The sequence below is a fragment of the Streptosporangium sp. LJ11 genome (genome assembly GCF_051918945.1).
In the GTDB taxonomy this organism is placed as follows: Bacteria; Actinomycetota; Actinomycetes; order Streptosporangiales; family Streptosporangiaceae; genus Streptosporangium.
Genome location: NZ_JBPXMB010000002.1, coordinates 20,575 through 39,488, shown reverse-complemented (window position 1 = coordinate 39,488; position 18,914 = coordinate 20,575). Strand labels below are relative to the sequence as shown.

Sequence of the window (18,914 nt, the reverse complement as noted above, 5' to 3'; positions counted from 1 at the left end):
CCGGGTGGGAAGGGCTTCGCGAGGACCTCTCAGAGGCCGGGCGCACCCCAGAGGGGGAACCAGCGGCCGAGGTCCGGCTCGATCTCCAGCTCGCCGCCGATCGCGCCGCGTACCTGCAACTCCAGCGCGTTGTCCCTGCGCTGTGCCTGTCCTGCCCCGTACCCGGACGCCCGCCCACCCGCCCGCTCGGCGGGCAGCGGGGCGAACGGGTAGAAGGTGCCCTGCTTGTAGAGGTAGACCAGGGCGAGCCCGCGACCGTCGGGGGCGGCGAAGGAGACCAGCGAGCAGAGCAGGGAGGGGCCGAAACCCGCCGCCTCGAGGGAGGAGTTGACCGCGTGCAGGTCCGTGACCAGGTCGCCGAGCATCTCGGGGGCCCGGCGCACCAGCAGCCACGTGTAGCCGAAGGAGTCCTTCGACACCTCCACCGGGGGGCCGCCTCCGGCGTCCAGCAGCTGGGTGACGTCGCGCTCCAGCTCGGCGAACGCCCCGCCCTCGGCCGAGCGGAAGCAGACCGCCCCCACCCCCGTCGGCGCCAGATCGGTGGCGGCCTGCAGGGTGACCGCGGCCGAGGGCAGCGCGAACAGCGCGTCCAGGTCGGCCCTGGCCGGTTCGCTGCGCCCCATCAGCGCGTCCCACCAGCGCATCGGATCACTCCCCCTCACGCCCCCGTGCGACCGGGCGTCCGGTCATCCGCCCTGCCCGAGCTGGGCGGAGATCCTGCCGAGCTGCTCCAGTCGCCGCTCCAGCGGCGGATGGGTCGCGAAGAGCGCGGCCAGGCCGGCCCTGCCGGACAGGGCCGGCGCGAAGAAGAAGGCGTTGAACGGCTCGGCCTCGCGCAGGTCCCTCGTCGGGATGCGGGCCATCTCACCGCTGATCTTGACGAGGGCGCTGGCCAGGGCGGAGGGACGCTGGGTGAGCAGTGCTCCCGCGCGGTCGGCGGCCAGCTCGCGGTAGCGCGACAGGGCACGGGTGAGCAGGAAGCTGACCGCGTACACCAGGACCGAGACGAGCAGGATGATCACGCCGATCGGCAGGCCGCCCCTGTCGTCGCGCTCGCGCCCGCCCAGGCCGCTGTAGAGCGCGACCCTGGTCATCAGCCCGGCGACGATGCCGAGGAAGGACGCGATCGTCATGACCGCGACGTCGCGGTGGGCCACGTGGGACATCTCGTGGGCCAGCACGCCCTCCAGCTCGCCGCCGTCGACGCGGCGCAGCAACCCCGTGGTCACGCAGACCACGGAGTTCTTCTGGTCACGGCCGGTGGCGAACGCGTTCGGGACGTCCGAGTCGGCGATCGCCACCCGCGGTTTGGGCATGTCGGCCAGCGCGCACAACCTGTCGACCATGCCGTGTAGCTCCGGAGCCTCCTGCGGGGAGACGACACGTCCGTGCATCGCGAACAGCGCGATGCGATCGGACATGAAGTACTGCACGAGCAGGATGCCGCCGGCGATCAGCAGCACCACGACGGCCCGGACGCCCAGCGCGATCAACACGGCCACGAAGATCACGTAGAGCAGTCCGAGCAGGAACATGGTGACCACCATGCGCCTGGTCAGGCCCCGGTCCGGGGCGAACCGGGTTTGTGCCATATGCCCAAGCTAGCCGGGAATCAGCCCTTCATTGCCGAGCATCTCCCGCACTTCGTCCATGGATGCGTCGGCCGGAGGCAAAATCAGCTCCGAGGACTCCAGGCTGTCGTCGGGCAGCGCCTTGCCGACGTGACGGACCTTGTCGAGCAGGGCGTGCAGCCGCACCCGGAAGGCCTCCTCCTCGCCGGCCTCGATGGCGGCCTCCAGCTCGGCGTCCAGCGCGTTCAGCACGTCGAGGTCTGCGGGGGCGATGTCGATCTGCCCCTCCCCCATGATGCGGACGATCACAGGCCCTCCCCCGGCTGGCGCAGCTGCTGCGTCTGGTTGGACTGCGACTGCTGCTGAGGCGGCTGCTGGGGCTGGGGCTGCTGGTGGGGCTGGGCCGGGCCGGGCGTGATCGCGCCCTGCGGCGCGGGGCCCTGGCCGAGCTCGGCCTTCATCCGCGCGATCTCCAGCTCCACGTCGTGCCCGCCGCCCATGCGGTCGAGCTCGGCCTGGATGTCGTCGCCGCGCTGCCCGCTGAAGTCGTCGAGCGCGCCGCTGGCCAGCAGCTCGTCGATGGCGCCCGCGCGGGCCTGCATGGAGGCGGTCTTGTCCTCGGCGCGCTGGATCGCCAGGCCGACGTCGCCCATCTCCTCGGAGATGCCGGAGAAGGCCTCGTTGATCCGCGTCTGCGCCTCGGCGGCGGTGTAGGTCGCCTTGATCGTCTCCTTCCTCGTGCGGAAGGAGTCGACCTTGGCCTGCAGCCGGTGGGAGGCCGTGGTGAGCTTCTCCTCCTCGGCCTGCAGGTTGTCGTGCTGCACGCGGAGGTCGGCGATCTGGGTCTGCAGGCTGCCACGGCGGGTCAGCGCCTCACGGGCCAGGTCCTCGCGGCCGACTCCGAGCGCCTTGCGGCCCTGCTCCTCAAGCTTGCGCGACTGCGCCTCGATCTGGTTGATCTGAAGCTCCACGCGCTTGCGCGAGGTGGCGACGTCCGCCACACCACGGCGCACCTTCTGCAGCAACTCCAGCTGGCGCTGATATGAGTAGTCCAGGGTCTCGCGAGGATCTTCCATCTTGTCCAACGCGTTGTTCGCCTTGGACCTGAAGATCAGCGAAAGTCTCTTCATCACGCTCATGCGCGTCGGCCGTCCCCTTCTTCAAGTGCGCTTCGGGTCACCCCAAGTGAGTCCAGCCCCCCGAAAAGCACCGGAGCCACCATAGGGTTCACCCTACGCATAACGCGCGGGGGCGTCACTAAGTTGCACTCCCGGTAGGCTGACGTTGTGTTCCGACGTACCCAGACCACCGCGGACGACTCCCCCGCCTCCGCCAACGATCCTAAGCCTGCGGGCAAGGGGCGTCCCACACCCAAGCGACGGGACGCCGAAGGCCGTCGCCGGCAGCCGGTGAACGCCCCCCAGAACCGCAAAGAGGCCTACAAGAACCTCCGCGAACGCCAGGCCAGCGAACGCGTCAAGGCGCGCGAGGGCATGCTGCGTGGCGACGAGCGTTACTTCCCCGCCCGGGACAAGGGGCCCGCCAGGAAGTTCGCGCGTGACTGGGTCGACTCCCGTCGTCTCGCCAGCCAGTACTTCCTGCCGTTCTCCCTCCTCATCCTGCTGCTCACCTGGATCCCCTTCCCCGCTGACATCCGCGGGTACGTCTACGTCGCGGTGATCACGGTCGGCTGGCCGCTCATGATGGTCGGCGTGCTCCTCACCTCGATCTGGGTGTCCTGGAAGGTGAAGAAGCTGACCGCCGAGAAGTTCCCCAACGAGAACCTCAAGGGTGTCGGCTTCTACGCCGCCATGCGGGCGCTGCAGATCCGCAAGCTGCGCTTCCCGCCGCCCGCCGTGCTGCCCGGCGGCAGGCCAGTCCCGCCGAAGAACTGACGGCGAAGCCGGCCACGGAGACAGCGGAGCCCGGCAGGCACCGCGGCCGAGCGCGTTCCCGGACCCCGTCCCCTCCACGAGGGGGCGGGGTTCTTCGCGTCCCCGCCGGCGCACCCCGCTCGCGAACCGGACGAGCGTCATCCTGGACGACGGTCACTCCTCCACGACGGTCCAGTCCAGCTCGCCGCCGGTGACCACCGGTTTCCAGAACCCGATGGACCCGCCGGTCTCCAGGGCGTTCGCCGTCGCCCGCAGCAGGACGTAGTACGAAGCGATCCAAGTGCCGCCGGGCGCGAAACTCATCATGCCCTCGTGATCGGTGTCGCCGACGTCACGTATCACGGAGTCGATCACCAGGTGGTTGCCACTCCCGTCGGCGCCGAACGGGATCATCCGCCCGTCCCACCACTCCGTCCGCGCGTCGGCGTCGCCCCTGACCTCTCCCTCTATCTCGCACAGCCGCCGCCAGGTGTCACGGATCTCGCGGACCCCCTGGTTCCAGTTGCCGAGGAACCCGAACGGCCAGGTGTCGGCCACGGCGGAGGCCCCGTCGTGGCGCAGCAGGGAGGCACGTAGATCATCGGGGAAGCGCAGGCCCATCTGCGCCTCGGCGACGGCGATCGTACGGGCTCTGGCGGGCTTGCCCAGCGTGCGAAGGCTCGCGGGGGCGTTGACCTCCAGCCACCTCTCGATGCGGCGCCACTGGCGGTTCACCGCCCGGGTCACCCTCGGGTCAACCGCCCGCACCCGCGCGGCCCGCGCCCGCGGGTGGCAGTCGGCGTCGGGAACGGTCACGGAGGTCTCGGCGGTCACCTCCGGGACCGGGGTCTCCTCCGGCCGGACGGGGTCGGCCGGTTGGGGGTACCACTCCGTGCCGGGATACGGCTCCTCGATGTGGTGGAACTCCTCCGCGTCCACACACCGGGCGTACCGGACCGCCCCTTCCGCGTCGGCCGGGTAGCGCAACCCCGGCTCCAGCGGGGTGTCCGGCTCCGGCTCGCACTGCTCGTCCGCGCTCCGGAAACCGGTCGCCTCGACGGTCTCCACCCCGTTCGAGAAGACCGCGCTCTCCAGGACCTGCGTGCCGAAGGCGAGCAGGCACAGCCCGATCCCCACGGCGCCCCAGCGGACCAGGCGGCTGCGGGCCGCCTCGTCCAGCGGCTCTCCCGGCGTCCGCGGCCCCCGCTCGAACATCCGCTCGACGGCGGTCCGGACGGCGGAGGGGGGCCCGGCGTACCGCCTGAGGTCCTCGTCCGTGGGGGTGCCGAGGATGGGCGCGGGGGGCCATCGCGGCGCGCGCCCGGCTCCGGAGCCCGATCCCCCGGCCGGGGAGGCGATCCCGGATCTCTCGACCGGGGAGGCGGCCCGGCGGTCCTCCGCCCGGCGCCACAGGCGGGCGACCGCCACGACGACGGCCGCCAGCGCCGCCGCGGCGAGCGCGAACCGTACCCTCCGAGAAGTGATCAACCGCAACACGCCCGGCAGGGTATCCCGAATCATTCCGAAATACGGTGCCTACTAATGTCGGACCATGGAATTCCGTCACCTTGGCCGCAGCGGTCTCATGATCAGTGAGATCAGCTACGGCAATTGGATCACACACGGTTCCCAGGTAGAGGAGGACGCCGCCAAGCAATGCGTGCGAGCGGCACTCGACGAGGGGATCACCACCTTCGACACCGCCGACGTGTACGCGGGCACCAAGGCGGAGGAGGTTCTCGGCCGCGCTCTCGCGGGGGTTCGCCGCGAGTCCCTGGAGATCTTCACCAAGGTCTACTGGCCGACCGGACCCGGCCCCAACGACCGGGGGCTGTCGCGCAAGCACATCACCGAGTCACTGCACGGCTCGCTGCGCCGCCTGCAGACCGACTACGTCGACCTGTACCAGGCACACCGCTTCGACAACGAGACGCCGCTCGAGGAGACCCTCAAGACCTTCGACGATCTCGTACGCCAGGGCAAGGTCCTCTACATCGGTGTCAGCGAGTGGACCGCCGACCAGATCGGCCGGGCACTGAAGATCGCCGACGAGATGGGCTTCGACCGCCTGGTCTCCAACCAGCCCCAGTACTCCATGCTGTGGCGGGTCATCGAGGCCGAGGTCGTGCCGCTGAGCGAGAAGGAGGGCCTCGGCCAGGTCGTCTTCTCCCCCATCGCCCAGGGCGTGCTCACCGGTAAGTACCGGCCGGGGCAGCCGCCTCCCGCCGGTTCCCGGGCCACCGACGAATCCGGAGGGAAGAACTTCATCGCCCGGATGCTCAACGACGACGTGCTCACCCGCGTTCAGCAGCTGGAGCCGGTCGCCGCCGACCTCGGCCTGACCATGGCCCAGCTCGCGGTGGCCTGGGTGCTGCAGAACCCCAACGTGTCCTCCGCCATCGTGGGGGCCAGCAGGCCCGAGCAGGTGCGCGACAACGTCAAGGCCTCCGGGGTGAAGCTGGAGTCCGAGGTGCTGAAGAAGATCGACGACATCCTCGGCCCGATCGTCGAGCGCGACCCCGCCAAGACCGTGAGCCCCGAGCGGCGTCCGTAGCGCGGTGACCTCGGGCGAACGCCGGAGGCGTTGATCGGGCCTGTCGCGTTCGTGCGCGGGCGTGGAACGGGAAAGAACCCCTCGGTTCCTCATCTTCACCGAGGGTCCGAGGGGTTCTCCGTTCATCCGGGTTCACTCCGGGCGCAGTGACATTCCCTCGTACTCGACGCGCTCGCCTTCGAGCAGGGTGACCTTCTCGACTCCGGACTCAAGCAGCTCACGCCAGCTTTCACCGAGCCACGACTCGGCATCCGCCTGGCTCGGGAACGTGTCGGACGGCGAAACACCCTCGACCACCTCGCCACCATTCGCGTTTTCGTAACGCCAGCGCCACGTCATGCCATAGCTCCTTCTCGCGGGTCCTGCCGGTGCCCCTCGGCGGCTCAGCGAACACTACCTCTCCCGGGCACTCCCGGGCATGAAGGCGAGATCATGACCTCGTGCTCCGCCGCCGGGACGTTCCCGGCGCCCCCGGCACGCCGCGGGAGTCGTCGGCGTCCGCCCGGATACGCAGGCGCGCGACCTCTCGACCGGCTCCTCGACCCGACAGGAGAGCGGGCGTGAAGATCTTGATCTCCGGCACGGCGAGCGCGGGCGGATGGCCGGCGCCGGACTGCGGGTGCGCCTCCTGCGCCCGTGTCACGCCGGGCCGCCGCCCCGTCTCCGTGATACTCGACGTCCCGGTGGTACCCGGCGGCGCCCTGATGCCCGGCGATCCGATGCCGCTCGTCGGCCCCGGCGGCTCGGTACCCCTCGACGGTTCGGTGACGCCCGGTGGTTCGGGAACACCCGGCGGCTCTACGGCACCCGGCGGTCTCGCGCGGCTGCCGCCGGCCGGCCCGCTTCCGCCCGGCTACCACACCTCGACCGGCCCGGACGGCCTCGCCGTCACCACCCCCGGCGGCCGGCGCGTCCTCCACGCCGCTTCCTCCTCGCCCGGCTCTCCCGCGTACGGCGAGCCTCCGCGCGGCGAGCGGGGCGTCCGGGAGGGGGACGCCGGGGGCGCGGGAGGGGCGTTGGATCTGGTGTTGCTGGACGTGCTGGACCGGCCGGAACGGCTTGGGGACCTGCGCCGGCGGGGCCTGGTCGGTGAGCGGACACACGTGGTGGCCGTCGGCGTCGACCACCGGGTCCCCACGGAGGCGGAACTGATCCGGCGGGCCGCGCTGTGGGGCGTGCGCGTCGTACCGGACGGCACGATCGTCGACACCGGCGAGCCTCCGCCCGCTCGGGTTCCCCCGCCCAAGAGGACCCTGCTGCTCGGGGGGAGCCGGTCGGGCAAGTCGGCGGAGGCCGAACTGCGACTGGCGGCGGAGCCCGAGGTGCTCTACGTCGCGACAGGCCCGTCCGGCGCCGGCGACCCCGAGTGGCTGCGCCGGGTCCGGGCGCACCGCGACCGCAGGCCCGCACACTGGAGGACCGTCGAGACCACCGACCTGGCCGGGCTGCTGCGGTCCGCCGACGTCCCGCTGCTGATCGACGGGCTCGGTACCTGGGTGGCCGCCGTCTTCGACGAGTGCGACGCCTGGCCGGGCGGCGACGGCTCCACCCGCGAGGACGGCGGCGATGGCGGGAACGGCGGTAAGGCGGTCGCGGCCCGGTGCGACGACCTGGTGGCGGCCTGGAGGCAGACCCGGGTCCGGGTCGTGGCGGTCTCCGACGAGGTCGGGCTCGGCGTGGTGCCCGGCACCGCCGCCGGCCGGATGTTCCGGGACGCCCTCGGCCGGCTGAACCAGCGCCTCGCCCTGGAGTCGGAGGACGCCACCCTCGTGGTCTCCGGCCGTCTCCTCCCGCTCCCCGTCTGATGCCCGCCCACCTGGCCTTCCCCCTCCGCTCTGTCCCGCGGTCCCCTTCCCCTCTGACCTCCCCCACCCGCTCCCTCCCGTGGCAACCCCCGTTTGTCCGGCCTTCCTGCCTGTCTGGCCTTCCTGACACTGTGACCGGCAGCCCTCACCGGGCTTCCAGCACGGCTCCGGCCGAGGCCGTCCCCGAGACGGCACGCCGCCGGACCCGATGGACGTACACGGGCACGGCGCCGGAGAGGCCGAAGGCTACGATCGTCGGTCATGTCCGACTCCTCGCCCCCTCCCAAGGACGGCCCGTCCACGTTCGCCGACGGGGTGCGCCTCGCGATCGGCACGCTGAGCGTCTTCCCGGTCCGTCCAGGAGCGGTCGACCGCCGGGCAGGGGGGATCGCGATGACGTTGGCGCCGCTGGTGGGAGCGGCGATCGGGGCCGCCGGCGGGCTGGTGCTGGTGATCTCCCTGTGGCTGGGGATGACACCGCTTCCGGCGTCGGTGCTGGCCGTGGCGATCGTGGCGTTGCTCACCCGGGGACTGCATCTGGACGGGCTGGCCGACCTCGCCGACGGGTTGGGCAGCGGGAAACCCGCCGAGCGGGCGCTGGAGATCATGAAGCGGTCGGACATCGGCCCCTTCGGCGTGGTGACGCTGGTCCTCGTCCTGCTGGTCCAGGTGACGGCCCTGCAGGAGGCCGTCACCCGTGCCGGCGCGGGCGCGGGCGCGATCACCCTGGTCGCGGCCTGCGCGGCCGGACGGCTCGCCCTCACCTGGGCGTGCCGCGCGGGCGTTCCCCCGGCACGCCCCGACGGGCTCGGCGCGATGGTCGCGGGCACCGTACGGCGGAGCGTCGCGGTCGCCGTGACCGCGCTGGTGCTCGCGGGAGCGACGGCGCTGGTCTACCTCCACGGCATCGGTGCCCTCGACCTGTGGTCTTCCGGCTCCCCGTCCGAGTCCTCCGGCGGATGGGGCTATGTGGCCTATGTGGACATGACCTATTCCGAAGACCGCGACTTCCTCGGGGCGGGCACCCACGGTGTGGGTCTGATATCGGGCCTGGGGCCGTTCCTCGTCCCCTTGGGTCTTCCCCTGGCCATGCTCGTGGGGCTGCTGGCGGCCTGGGCCGTACGGCGCAGGGCCGTGCGGCGGCTCGGCGGCGTCACCGGCGACGTACTCGGCGCCCTCGTCGAGATCACCGCCGCGACGACCTTGCTGGCCTGCACGATCCTCGTGAACTGACTTTCCCCGGGCCCGGGCCGGGACCCGAGGGCCGGGACCCGAGGGCCGGGGGGCGGGGACCGGGAAACCTTCCCCGCCCGGGATCTCACGCGGCCCTCACGCGGCCCTCACCCGGGATCTCACGCGGCGACCGGGACCGGCCGCCCGACCGGACGGTATTTGAACAGCAGTGCCGAGACCACGGCCAGCAGCGCCGAGCCGACCAGGCCGGTGATCCCCGCGACGGTGAACACCGGCGGTTCGGCCGCGTCACCGACGAGCAGCATCAGGCCCGCGGAGGCGTTCAGCGATCCGTGCCCGACGACCGCGGGCCAGACGCTTCCCGAATAGAGGCGGAGCCAGCCGAGCAGGGCTCCGAAGGTCACGCAGAAGACGATGAACATCGGCGCGGCCCACGCCTCGAGCTCGGGGTAGTTGTATCCGCGCAGGGTGAGCGGGAAGTGCCAGAGCCCCCAGATCACCCCGGACACCAGGAGCGCCCGCCAGGTGCCGAGCGGCGTCAGGCGCGGCAGCAGCCAGCCTCGCCACCCCCACTCCTCGCCGAAGGCCGCGACCGAGTTGACCACCGGGACGATCAGAACCATCGACGAGGCCTGCACGGCCACCAGGACTCCGGCCTCCACCGGGGGCGGCCCGCCCGGCGTGGCCGCCAGGCTCTCGCGGAACAGGCTGAACTCTCGCAGGTCGACGGAGAGCAGGCCGAGGGCGGCACTCAGCGCGATCGCGACGACGACCAGCGCGGGGATGCCGAACCAGGCCAGCGCGACCAGCGCGAGCGTACGGCCCCTGCTCCCGCCCGCCGACAGGCCCGTCCGCACGGCCCACTCGCGCCCGGTGGCGGGATCCCCGAACCGCCTGCCGCGCAGCCGGACGGCGAGGACCCCGAGCGTCGGGGTGAACATTATCGCCACCCCCATCGCCAGGAACACGGGCGTGCTGCTCGACGCGTCCGTCAGCCAGATGGGGAGGGCGAACAACCAGGACAGGCCGAACGCGACGAGCAGGAACAGCCACAGGTCAGGGGATCGGCGAAACATGACACCGCCTTCGGGGGCTTGGGCGCGGGAGAACGGGAGGAGCGGAAAGCAGCGGAGACGGCCACGGGAGGTCAGCGGGCGGCCGGCCCGGTGGACACCCGGTCCACGAAGGTGTTCAGCAGGGCGGCCCCGCTCTCGGCGTCGTCGATCGAGACGGCGAAGCGGCCACCGGAGACGTAGTCCACCACGAGGCACTCCCCGCCGCGGATCATGACCGTCACGGCCCCGGGCAGGCCCCTGATCCCCCAGCCTCCGACGTTGGACGGGAACCGCTCCTCCGACCAGGCCCGCTCCACCCGCTCGATCGGGATGTGCTTGCGGGGCAGGCGGAACGGCCCGTAGAAGAGCACGACGCCCTCCTCGGTGATCTGCACCCGCACCGAGCTGAAGGTCAGCGCCAGCAGGCCCGCCAGGAACATGATCGTCGCGGGGATCCACGGCGCGCCGTCGCCGCCGGCCAGGGCGAGCACGGCGAGCCCGAGGCCCGCGGCCAGGACGGAGCCGCCGAACGCGGAGAGCGGGCCGCTGCCCACCGAGGAGACCCACACCGCGCGCTGGCCCTGGCGGAGCGGGAGCCGCCGCGTGGGGACGGCGGTCGGCTCGGGACGGTCGTCGGGCCCCGGGCGGGCGGCGAGGGCGCCGAGCCAGCCGCCCAGCACCAATCCCGCGACCGCGAGCAGCGCCCCCCACCCCAGATCGGCGGCCCGCTCCCAGTCGGGCGCGTCGAGGTTGGCCACCAGCGTGACCGCCTGCAACCCCGGGAAGAACAGGCCGGCACCGCCCAGCAGGGCGCCGATCGCCATGCGGCTCGCCCTGCGCCTGAACATCGCGGTGTTGACGAGCGCGAACCCCAGGGCCCCGCCCGCGAGCAGCGCCCACAGGCCCGCCTGGAACAGCAGCGAGGCGGTGAACGGCATCGAACCGTCGGGGGCGCCGGACGGCCCCCAGTGCGTGGCGATCGGATCGGGCAGCCGGTCCCGCAGCGCCAGCGGCGCGGCGATCAGTGCGGCGGTCACCAGTGCGACCCAGCCGGCGGCGATGGACAGGAATCGGGCTCGCAAACCCACGTCGGTCACCCTTCCAAGGACCGGGCTCCCGGCCCGGTCACGACAGTTCCCTGATGAGCTCGATGACGTCGTCGTGGCGGTAGCCGTACTGGACCGCCTCGTCGAGCAGGGAGCGCAGCTTCTCCTCGATGACGCTGCGCGGGTTCGGGCGGCTGAGCACGCTCACGCCACGGCCCCGGCGGAACTCCAGCACCCCCTCGTCGCGCAGGTCCCGCAGGGCGCGCAACACCGTGTTGGCGTTGATGCCCAGCGCGGCGGCCAGGTCGCGAGCCGGCGGGAGCCGGTCTCCCGGAGCGTACGAACCCTCGGCGACGGCACGTCTGATCGCCTCGGCGACCTGCTCGTGCAGCGGCCGGGGATCGTTCAGATCCAAGGTGAGCAACATAGTGCTAGCGACATTAGCACCAAACCCTCGAATGGTGCCACTGCGAATAGCACCATCGGGCGGCAGGATTCGTAGGACGAACCCTCGTTTATGCGTACTGCGCCAGCCCGACTAGCATCGGCCTACGTGACCACTGTGCGGCTTACCCCAACTGACAACGCTGTCTCGTTCGATACCGACGCGCTGGTCGTCGGCGTCCACACCGGACCGGACGGTCTGCTCCCCGCTCCCGGGGCCGAAGGCCTCGATCAGGCGCTCGGCGGCAGACTCGCCGCCACGCTCGAGAGCGTGGGCGCCAAGGGTAAGCCGGGCGAGATCTCCAAGATCCCCACCTTCGGCTCGCTGACCGCGCCCCTGCTGGTCGTCGTCGGCCTCGGCGACGCCCCCGGCGACGGCTACGACGCCGAGGTCCTGCGCCGCGCCGCGGGCACCGCGGTCCGCGCCCTGGCCGGCACCGGCCGGGTGGCACTCGCCCTGCCCGCCGCGAGCGCGGAGCACGCCGGCGCCGCCGCCCTGGGCGGCCTTCTCGGCGCCTACTCGTTCACCAGGTACCGCACCGTGGGAGAGCAGAGCTCCCCGGTGGGCGAGCTGGCCGTGCTGAGCGACGCCGAGGGCGCCCAGGCCGCGATCGAGCGCGCCACCACGCTGGCCGAGTCGGTCTCGCTGGTCCGCGACCTGGTCAACACCCCGCCGTCGGACCTGTGGCCGGCCCGCTTCGCCGAGATCGCCGAGCAGGTGGGCACCGAGGCCGGCCTGTCGGTGGAGGTCCTGGACGAGAAGGCGCTCAAGGAGGGCGGCTACGGCGGCATCGTCGCCGTCGGCCAGGGGTCGGCCAACCCGCCCCGGCTGGTCCGCCTCTCCTACAGCCACCCCGAGGCCACCAAGAAGCTCGCGTACGTCGGCAAGGGCATCACCTTCGACTCCGGCGGCCTGTCGCTCAAGCCGACGGCCTCGATGGACTGGATGAAGTCGGACATGGGTGGCGCCGGCGCGGTCTTCGGCGCGCTCCTGGCGATCGCCAGGCTGGGCCTGAAGGTCAACGCGGTCGGCTACCTCTGCCTGGCCGAGAACATGCCGAGCGGCACCGCGCAGCGTCCCTCCGACGTGTTCACCAGCTTCGCGGGCAAGACCGTCGAGGTGCTCGACACCGACGCCGAGGGCCGCCTGGTCCTGATCGACGGCATCGCCCGCGCCGGGCAGGACGACCCCGACGTGATCGTCGACGTCGCCACGCTCACCGGCGCGCAGATCGTCGCGCTGGGCTGGCGGACGGCGGGCGTGATGGGCAACGACGACGACCTCCGCGCGGAGATCGTCGCCACGGCGGGCGAGCAGGGCGAGGCCGCGTGGCCGATGCCCCTGCCCGACGAGCTCCGCAAGGGGCTCGACTCCCCGGTGGCCGACATCGCCAACCTGCACCCCGAGCGTTTCGGCGGGATGCTGACGGCCGCCATCTTCCTGCGGGAATTCGTACCGGACGGGGTCCGTTGGGCACACATTGACATGGCTGGTCCCGCCTTCAACAAGGGCGAGGCCCACGGCTACACGCCGAAGGGCGGTACCGGGGCGATCACCCGGACGCTCGTCGGCCTCGCCGAACGCCACGCGGGCGAGCCCGTGCGGTAACCGTCGTCGCCGCGCAAGCGGGTCACAAGCAACCCAGACAAATGAAAAGATGCGGTTGCCGGGGTCAGGCCGAGGGCGGGCACCGGCACGGCGCCGAGCCGGGTTCGGCGGCGGCGTGGATGCGATCGAGGATCCGCGCGGCCGTCCAGGGCACGACGAGGGGCGCGACCGCGAAGACGGTATTCCGATCCGACAAGGAGCTTTCCTGTGGCTGATGGCAGCGGCCCCTACGACATCGTCGTCCTAGGTGGCGGTAGCGGTGGGTATGCCTGCGCTCTGCGGGCGGCCGAGCTGGGCAAGACGGTCGCGCTGATCGAGAAGGACAAGATCGGCGGTACGTGCCTGCACCGCGGGTGCATTCCCACCAAGGCGCTTCTGCACTCCGCGGAGGTCGCCGACGAGACGCGGGAGAGCGCGACCTACGGCGTCAAGGCCCGCTTCGAGGGCATCGACGTGCCCGCGGTCCACGCGTTCAAGGACAAGATCGTCACTCGCGCCTGGAAGGGTGTGCAGGGCCTTCTCAAGAGCAAGGGCATCACGATCATCGAGGGTGAGGGCCGTCTCGCGGGCCCGAACCGGGTGTCGGTGGGCTCCGAGGTCTACGAGGGCCGCAACATCGTGCTGGCGACCGGCTCCGCGCCCAGGTCCCTTCCGGGCCTGGAGATCGACGGCGAGCGGGTCATCACCAGCGAGCACGCGCTCAAGCTCGACCGGGTGCCCACCTCGGTGGTCGTCCTGGGCGGCGGCGTCATCGGCGTGGAGTTCGCCAGCGTCTGGCGCTCCTTCGGCGCCGAGGTGACGATCGTCGAGGCCCTGCCGCACCTGCTGCCCCTGGAGGAGGAGTCCAGCTCCAAGCTGCTGGAGCGATCCTTCCGCCGCCGCGGCATCAAGCAGGAGCTGGGCGTCTTCTTCGAGGGCGTCAAGACCACCGACACCGGCGTGGTCGTCAGCCTGGCCAACGGCAAGACCCTCGACGCCGAGCTGCTGCTCGTCGCGGTCGGCCGCGGCGCGGTCTCCGCGGGCATGGGCTTCGAGGAGGCGGGCATCGCGATCGAGCGCGGCACCGTCACGGTGAACGAGTTCTGCCAGACCAGCGTGCCCGGCGTGTACGCGGTCGGTGACCTCATCCCGACCCTGCAGCTCGCGCACGCGGGCTTCGCCGAGGGCATCCTGGTGGCCGAGCACATCGCCGGCCTGAACCCCATGCCGATCGACTACGACGGCGTGCCCAGGATCACCTACTCCGACCCCGAGGTCGCCTCGGTGGGCATCACCTCCGCCCAGGCCAGGGAGCGCGGCCACGAGATCGTCGAGCTGACCTACGACCTCGCGGGCAACCCCAAGAGCCAGATCCTGCAGACGCAGGGCGCCGTCAAGATCATCTCGGCGAAGGACGGTCCGGTGCTCGGGGTCCACATGGTCGGCCGCCGCATCGGCGAGCTGGTGACCGAGGGTCAACTGATCTACAACTGGGAGGCCCTGCCCTCCGAGGTCGCGCAGCTCATCCACGCGCACCCCACCCAGTCCGAGGCCGTCGGCGAGGCGATGCTGGCGCTGGCCGGCAAGCCGCTCCACGTCCACAACTAACGCAAGCCCTCACTCGGAACGCGAGAGAAGACAACCCATGCCGAAGTCCGTACAGATGCCCCAGCTCGGTGAGAGCGTCACGGAGGGCACCGTCACCCGTTGGCTGAAGAAGGAGGGCGAGCGCGTCGAGGCCGACGAGCCCCTTCTCGAAGTCTCCACCGACAAGGTCGACACCGAGATCCCCTCCCCGGCGGCGGGCATCCTCACGAAGATCGTGGTGGCCGAGGACGAGACCGTCGAGGTCGGCGCCGAGCTCGCCGTCATCGACGAGAACGGCACCGAGGGCGCTGCCGCCCCGGCGCAGGAGAAGGCCCCCGAGCCGGAGCCCGAGCCCGAGCCCGCTCCGCAGCAGCAGGCGCAGCCGGCCTCCTCGATCCCGCAGCCCGCTCCGCAGGCTCAGGCCCCGGCGCCCGCGCAGCAGGCCCCCGCCCCGGCGCAGCAGGCTCCGGCCCCGCAGCAGGCCCCCCAGGTCCAGGCTCCGCAGACCGTCCAGCCCTCCCAGTCCGCGCCGCCGTCCCCGATCGCGGCGTCCGAGCCCGTCGCGCCGCCGTCGGGCGACAGCCCGTACGTCACCCCGCTGGTGCGCAAGCTCGCCGGCGAGCACGGCGTCGACCTCGACGCGCTGACCGGCACCGGCGTCGGCGGTCGCATCCGCAAGCAGGACGTGCTGGAGGCCGCCCGCGACCAGCGCGAGCGTGCCGCCGCGGCCCAGGCCCCCCAGGCCCAGGCTCCGCAGGCCGCCGCCCAGGCTCCGGCCCAGGCGTCCACCCCGCAGGCCCCCGAGCCGGTCGAGGTGGACACCACGCTGCGCGGGCGCACCGAGAAGATGTCGCGGCTGCGCCAGACCATCGCCAAGCGCATGGTCGAGTCGCTGCAGGTCTCGGCCCAGCTCACCAGCGTGGTCGAGGTCGACGTCACCAAGATCGCGCGGCTGCGCGACCAGGCGAAGGGCGAGTTCCTGCGGCGCGAGGGCGTCAAGCTCTCGTTCACGCCGTTCTTCGCCCTCGCCACGATCGAGGCGCTCAAGCAGCACCCGAAGCTGAACGCCACGATCAACAGCGAGACCAACGAGGTCACGTACTTCGACGCCGAGCACCTGGCCTTCGCGACGGACACCGAGCGCGGCCTCATCGTCCCGGTGATCAAGGACGCGGGCGACCTCAACATCGCCGGGCTGGCCCGTAAGATCGCCGACCTCGCCGAGCGCACCCGCACCAACAAGGTGAGCCCGGACGAGCTGGGCGGCGGCACGTTCACGCTGACCAACACCGGCAGCCGCGGCGCGCTGTTCGACACGCCGATCCTCAACCAGCCGCAGGTCGGCATGCTGGGCACCGGCGCCGTCGTCAAGCGCCCGGTGGTCCTGGACACCCCCGAGGGCGAGGTCATCGCCGTCCGCTCGATGATGTACCTGGCGCTCAGCTACGACCACCGCCTGGTCGACGGCGCCGACGCCGCCCGCTTCCTGACGACGGTCAAGCGTCGCCTCGAGGAGGGCCGTTTCGAGAACCAGCTGGGCCTGAACGGCTAGTCACCCGTTCTCTCCCACCGGGCCGGTCCGCGATCTCGCGGGCCGGCCCGGCTCGTTCTCCCCCGGGCGCGGGCGGCTTCCCGCGTCTCGCCGGTACCGGGGGTCTCGGGGCCCGGTAGCCCTCCGAGAGCCCGCGGCGGTGACGCGAATCCGGTGGACGCCCGGTTTCCGAAGATCCGGGGGGAGGTCGATTACATTGGACGACATGAAGATCACAGTGACCGGGTCCTCGGGCCTGCTGGGATCGGCTCTGGTCAAGGCTCTGCGGGACGACGGCGCCCGGGTGGTCCGTTTGGTCAGGCGGGTGCCGAAGGGCGACGACGAGGCCTTCTGGAACCCGGCGAAGGGGGTCGTCGACCGGGAGGCGCTGGAGGGCGCGGAGGCGGTGATCCATCTCGCCGGCGCGGGCATCGGCGACCGGCGCTGGAGCGAGGACCACAAGCGCGAGGTGGTCGCCAGCCGGGTCGAGGGGACCAGGACCCTGGCGGGCGCGCTCGCGGGTCTGGCGGCGAAGCCCGCGGTGCTGCTGTCCGGCTCGGCGATCGGCTTCTACGGCGACACCGGGGACGTGGCGGTGGACGAGACGGCCCCGGCCGGTTCCGGGTTCCTCGCGCAGGATGTGGTGGTGCCGTGGGAGGCGGAGACGGCGCCCGCCGAGGAGGCGGGCATCCGGGTGGTGACGCTCCGTACCGGCCTGGTGCTGAGCGGGCGGGGCGGCATGCTGTCGCAGATCCTCCCCATCTTCAAGGTCGGGCTGGGCGCCCCGCTGGGGTCGGGGCGGCAGTACTGGTCGTGGATCTCCATCGACGACTGGGTGCTCGCCGTACAACACATCCTGAAAAATCCTGAAATCTCGGGCCCGGTGAATCTGACGGCCCCCGAGCCGGTCACCAACGCCGAGTTCACCAAGGCGCTCGGGGCGGCGCTGCACCGGCCCACGATGCCGCTGGCCGTGCCGGGCTTCGTGCTGCGCACGGCCCTCGGGGAGTTCGCCGAGGAGGGGGTGCTGACCGGCCAGCGGGTACTCCCGCGGCGCCTGCTCGACAGCGGTTACGCGTTCCGGCATACGCGTCTCAACGAGGCACTGGCCGCCGTACTCTAAGATCCCTGTTTTCGGCGTTCCGGCCGATGAGATCACTTGGGAGACAGACATGGGCAGCCCCGGGCAGTCGCACATCCTCGCGATCGGAGGCGGCTCGTTCCGCGCGTCCACGCGCCAGGGGATCATGGAGGCGAGCCCGCTGCTCAGGTACGCCCTCGACCTCACCGGCCAGGACCGGCCCCGCCTGGGCCTGCTCGCCACCGCCACCGGCGACGACGCGGAGTGGCTGCTGAAGATGTACGGCGCCTTCGGCGCGTGGGACGTCGAGGTCAGCCACCTGACCGTGTTCCCGATGACCAACGTCGAGGACCCGCGCGAGTGGGCGCTCGGCCAGGACATCATCTACGTCAGCGGCGGCAGCGTGGCCAACCTGGCGGCCCTGTGGCGGCTGCACGGCCTCGACGAGATCTTCGAGGAGGCGTGGCGGGCGGGCGTGGTGCTGGCGGGCCAGAGCGCCGGGGCGCTCTGCTGGCACGTGGGCGGCAACACCGACTCCTTCGGGCCGACGCTGCGGGTCTGGTCCGACGGCCTGGGCATGCTGCCCTACTCCTGCGGCGTCCACTACAACTCCGACCCGCAGCGCCGCCGGCTGCTGCACGAGGCGGTGGCCTCGGGCGAGCTGCCGGAGGGCTACGCCGCCGACGAGGGCGTCGCCCTGCACTACGTGGGCACCGAGTTCATCCAGGCCGTCAGCGTGCACCCGGACGCCTACGCCTACAAGGTCGAGCACGACGGGGCGGGCGGGGCCAAGGAGTTCCGCATCGAGCCTCGGCTTCTCACGTCTTAACCACGAACGGGTCAACTACTCTTGAGGCGTGAGTGACCTGGCAATCGTCCGTCTTGGCGTTGACTTCCCCTACGAGCAGGCATGGGATCTTCAGCGGCGCATCCACGCGCGCCGGGTGGCCGAGGAGATTCCCGACACCTGCCTGATGCTCGAACACGCGCCGGTCTACACGGCGGGCAGGCGCACCGCGCCGCACGAGAGGCCCTCCGACGGCACCCCGGTCGTCGAGGTCGACCGGGGCGGCCGGATCACCTGGCACGGCCCCGGCCAGCTGGTCGGCTACCCGATCGTGCGGCTCGGCGGCCCGCTCGACGTGAACGCCTACGTGAGGCTCCTGGAGGAGACCCTGGTGCACGTCTGCGCCGACTTCGGGGTCCAGGCGGGCCGGGTGGAGGGGCGCGGCGGCGTCTGGGTGGCCGGAGACCCCTCGCACGGCCTGCCGGACCGCAAGGTCGGCGCGATCGGCATCCGGGTCTCGGGCGGCGTCACGATGCACGGGTTCGCGCTCAACTGCTCCAACGACCCGAGCTGGTACAACCGGATCGTCCCGTGTGGCATCAGCGACGCCGGGGTCTCCTCGCTGTCGGCCGAGACCGGCCGCCGGATCGTGGTCGACGAGGTCCTGCCGTACGCCGAGAAGCACCTGGCGGAGGCGCTCGGCGCGCAGGCCTTCGAGCTGCCCGAGGAAGACCTGTTCCGGCGCTGACCCCGCACCGTCCTCAGGGTCGTTCTCCCCGCCTCCTCACCCACCGCGA

General features: G+C 71.8%; 20 protein-coding genes. 10 read left to right on the top strand and 10 right to left on the bottom strand.

Annotated elements, in window-relative coordinates:
- Window positions 1–29: 29 nt before the first annotated feature.
- Genes pspAB through ACTOQ3_RS02735 form a run of 4 tightly spaced genes read right to left on the bottom strand, consistent with a single transcriptional unit; the run spans window position 30 to window position 2,710 of the window.
- Window positions 30–644: a PspA-associated protein PspAB gene (gene pspAB / locus ACTOQ3_RS02750; RefSeq protein ID WP_440081796.1), complete on the bottom strand. Its 615-nt coding sequence runs from the start codon at window positions 642–644 to the stop codon at window positions 30–32.
- A 42-nt stretch (window positions 645–686) separates the two neighbouring features.
- Window positions 687–1,592 (bottom strand): zinc metalloprotease HtpX, encoded by a 906-nt coding sequence (gene htpX, locus ACTOQ3_RS02745; RefSeq protein WP_440081795.1) that lies wholly within the window; start codon window positions 1,590–1,592, stop codon window positions 687–689.
- A 9-nt stretch (window positions 1,593–1,601) separates the two neighbouring features.
- Entirely contained in the window at window positions 1,602–1,880 is a 279-nt protein-coding gene (pspAA, locus tag ACTOQ3_RS02740) for a PspA-associated protein PspAA (protein ID WP_350947458.1), read from the bottom strand.
- Window positions 1,877–2,710: a PspA/IM30 family protein gene (locus tag ACTOQ3_RS02735; RefSeq protein ID WP_440081793.1), complete on the bottom strand. Its 834-nt coding sequence runs from the start codon at window positions 2,708–2,710 to the stop codon at window positions 1,877–1,879. Before ACTOQ3_RS02735 ends, pspAA begins: the two co-directional genes overlap by 4 nt.
- A gap of 147 nt (window positions 2,711–2,857) precedes the next feature.
- Between ACTOQ3_RS02735 and ACTOQ3_RS02730 the strand changes: the two genes are divergently transcribed.
- Window positions 2,858–3,466 carry a DUF3043 domain-containing protein gene (locus ACTOQ3_RS02730; protein ID WP_440081792.1) on the top strand — a complete coding sequence of 203 codons (609 nt, stop codon included), beginning with the start codon at window positions 2,858–2,860 and terminating at the stop codon, window positions 3,464–3,466.
- A gap of 153 nt (window positions 3,467–3,619) precedes the next feature.
- Here ACTOQ3_RS02730 and ACTOQ3_RS02725 read toward each other — a convergent pair whose 3' ends face one another.
- Complete coding sequence (locus ACTOQ3_RS02725) at window positions 3,620–4,942, bottom strand: SMI1/KNR4 family protein (protein ID WP_440081791.1); 1,323 nt, start codon at window positions 4,940–4,942, stop codon at window positions 3,620–3,622.
- A gap of 55 nt (window positions 4,943–4,997) precedes the next feature.
- On the opposite strand from ACTOQ3_RS02725, the gene ACTOQ3_RS02720 reads away from it, so the two are divergent.
- A complete protein-coding gene (locus tag ACTOQ3_RS02720) occupies window positions 4,998–5,999 on the top strand; it encodes an aldo/keto reductase family protein (RefSeq protein WP_440081789.1) in 1,002 nt (333 codons plus the stop codon).
- A gap of 132 nt (window positions 6,000–6,131) precedes the next feature.
- On the opposite strand, the gene ACTOQ3_RS02715 is transcribed toward ACTOQ3_RS02720, so the two are convergent.
- A complete protein-coding gene (locus tag ACTOQ3_RS02715; RefSeq protein ID WP_362836278.1) occupies window positions 6,132–6,338 on the bottom strand; it encodes a hypothetical protein in 207 nt (68 codons plus the stop codon).
- A gap of 221 nt (window positions 6,339–6,559) precedes the next feature.
- Between ACTOQ3_RS02715 and ACTOQ3_RS02710 the strand changes: the two genes are divergently transcribed.
- Both ACTOQ3_RS02710 and ACTOQ3_RS02705 read left to right on the top strand, forming a co-directional pair.
- Window positions 6,560–7,804, top strand: coding sequence for a bifunctional adenosylcobinamide kinase/adenosylcobinamide-phosphate guanylyltransferase (locus ACTOQ3_RS02710; RefSeq protein WP_440081788.1), 1,245 nt, complete (start codon window positions 6,560–6,562; stop codon window positions 7,802–7,804).
- A gap of 261 nt (window positions 7,805–8,065) precedes the next feature.
- On the top strand, window positions 8,066–9,037 hold the full coding sequence (locus ACTOQ3_RS02705; RefSeq protein WP_440081787.1) for an adenosylcobinamide-GDP ribazoletransferase: 972 nt from the start codon (window positions 8,066–8,068) through the stop codon (window positions 9,035–9,037).
- A gap of 119 nt (window positions 9,038–9,156) precedes the next feature.
- On the opposite strand, the gene ACTOQ3_RS02700 is transcribed toward ACTOQ3_RS02705, so the two are convergent.
- From ACTOQ3_RS02700 to ACTOQ3_RS02690, 3 genes are all read right to left on the bottom strand, one after another.
- Window positions 9,157–10,074 (bottom strand): lysostaphin resistance A-like protein, encoded by a 918-nt coding sequence (locus ACTOQ3_RS02700; protein WP_440081786.1) that lies wholly within the window; start codon window positions 10,072–10,074, stop codon window positions 9,157–9,159.
- Between the two features lie 71 nt (window positions 10,075–10,145).
- Window positions 10,146–11,141: a DUF1648 domain-containing protein gene (locus tag ACTOQ3_RS02695; protein ID WP_440081785.1), complete on the bottom strand. Its 996-nt coding sequence runs from the start codon at window positions 11,139–11,141 to the stop codon at window positions 10,146–10,148.
- A gap of 37 nt (window positions 11,142–11,178) precedes the next feature.
- Window positions 11,179–11,514 carry a GntR family transcriptional regulator gene (locus ACTOQ3_RS02690; RefSeq protein ID WP_344916610.1) on the bottom strand — a complete coding sequence of 112 codons (336 nt, stop codon included), beginning with the start codon at window positions 11,512–11,514 and terminating at the stop codon, window positions 11,179–11,181.
- Window positions 11,515–11,652: 138 nt separating this feature from the next.
- Here ACTOQ3_RS02690 and ACTOQ3_RS02685 point away from each other — a divergent pair, with 138 nt between their 5' ends.
- On the top strand, window positions 11,653–13,152 hold the full coding sequence (locus tag ACTOQ3_RS02685; protein WP_440081784.1) for a leucyl aminopeptidase: 1,500 nt from the start codon (window positions 11,653–11,655) through the stop codon (window positions 13,150–13,152).
- 64 nt (window positions 13,153–13,216) lie between these two features.
- Here the strand turns inward: ACTOQ3_RS02685 and ACTOQ3_RS02680 are convergent, their stop codons facing one another.
- Complete coding sequence (locus tag ACTOQ3_RS02680; RefSeq protein ID WP_440081783.1) at window positions 13,217–13,348, bottom strand: hypothetical protein; 132 nt, start codon at window positions 13,346–13,348, stop codon at window positions 13,217–13,219.
- An 11-nt stretch (window positions 13,349–13,359) separates the two neighbouring features.
- On the opposite strand from ACTOQ3_RS02680, the gene lpdA reads away from it, so the two are divergent.
- The 5 genes from lpdA to lipB all read left to right on the top strand — a co-directional run bounded on the left by lpdA (window position 13,360) and on the right by lipB (window position 18,865).
- Window positions 13,360–14,739, top strand: a complete 1,380-nt coding sequence (gene lpdA / locus ACTOQ3_RS02675) for a dihydrolipoyl dehydrogenase (RefSeq protein WP_440065292.1) — start codon at window positions 13,360–13,362, stop codon at window positions 14,737–14,739.
- Window positions 14,740–14,776: 37 nt separating this feature from the next.
- A complete protein-coding gene (gene sucB, locus ACTOQ3_RS02670; protein ID WP_440081782.1) occupies window positions 14,777–16,270 on the top strand; it encodes a 2-oxoglutarate dehydrogenase, E2 component, dihydrolipoamide succinyltransferase in 1,494 nt (497 codons plus the stop codon).
- A gap of 205 nt (window positions 16,271–16,475) precedes the next feature.
- Window positions 16,476–17,372 (top strand): TIGR01777 family oxidoreductase, encoded by an 897-nt coding sequence (locus ACTOQ3_RS02665; RefSeq protein ID WP_440081781.1) that lies wholly within the window; start codon window positions 16,476–16,478, stop codon window positions 17,370–17,372.
- 49 nt (window positions 17,373–17,421) lie between these two features.
- The gene (locus ACTOQ3_RS02660; RefSeq protein WP_440081780.1) at window positions 17,422–18,159 is read left to right on the top strand and encodes a Type 1 glutamine amidotransferase-like domain-containing protein; all 738 of its coding nucleotides are present in this window, start codon (window positions 17,422–17,424) and stop codon (window positions 18,157–18,159) included.
- Window positions 18,160–18,187: 28 nt separating this feature from the next.
- Window positions 18,188–18,865 carry a lipoyl(octanoyl) transferase LipB gene (gene lipB / locus ACTOQ3_RS02655; RefSeq protein ID WP_362676720.1) on the top strand — a complete coding sequence of 226 codons (678 nt, stop codon included), beginning with the start codon at window positions 18,188–18,190 and terminating at the stop codon, window positions 18,863–18,865.
- Window positions 18,866–18,914 lie beyond the last annotated feature (49 nt).

Excerpts from the sequence above, each read along its gene's own strand:
- htpX (WP_440081795.1), bottom strand. The coding sequence starts at position 1,592 with ATGGCACAAACCCGGTTCGCCCCGGACCGGGGCCTGACCAGGCGCATG.
- ACTOQ3_RS02705 (WP_440081787.1), top strand. The coding sequence starts at position 8,066 with ATGTCCGACTCCTCGCCCCCTCCCAAGGACGGCCCGTCCACGTTCGCC.
- pspAB (WP_440081796.1), bottom strand. The coding sequence starts at position 644 with ATGCGCTGGTGGGACGCGCTGATGGGGCGCAGCGAACCGGCCAGGGCC.
- ACTOQ3_RS02720 (WP_440081789.1), top strand. The coding sequence starts at position 4,998 with ATGGAATTCCGTCACCTTGGCCGCAGCGGTCTCATGATCAGTGAGATC.
- ACTOQ3_RS02735 (WP_440081793.1), bottom strand. The coding sequence starts at position 2,710 with ATGAGCGTGATGAAGAGACTTTCGCTGATCTTCAGGTCCAAGGCGAAC.
- ACTOQ3_RS02665 (WP_440081781.1), top strand. The coding sequence starts at position 16,476 with ATGAAGATCACAGTGACCGGGTCCTCGGGCCTGCTGGGATCGGCTCTG.
- ACTOQ3_RS02715 (WP_362836278.1), bottom strand. The coding sequence starts at position 6,338 with ATGACGTGGCGCTGGCGTTACGAAAACGCGAATGGTGGCGAGGTGGTC.
- ACTOQ3_RS02660 (WP_440081780.1), top strand. The coding sequence starts at position 17,422 with ATGGGCAGCCCCGGGCAGTCGCACATCCTCGCGATCGGAGGCGGCTCG.
- sucB (WP_440081782.1), top strand. The coding sequence starts at position 14,777 with ATGCCGAAGTCCGTACAGATGCCCCAGCTCGGTGAGAGCGTCACGGAG.
- ACTOQ3_RS02700 (WP_440081786.1), bottom strand. The coding sequence starts at position 10,074 with ATGTTTCGCCGATCCCCTGACCTGTGGCTGTTCCTGCTCGTCGCGTTC.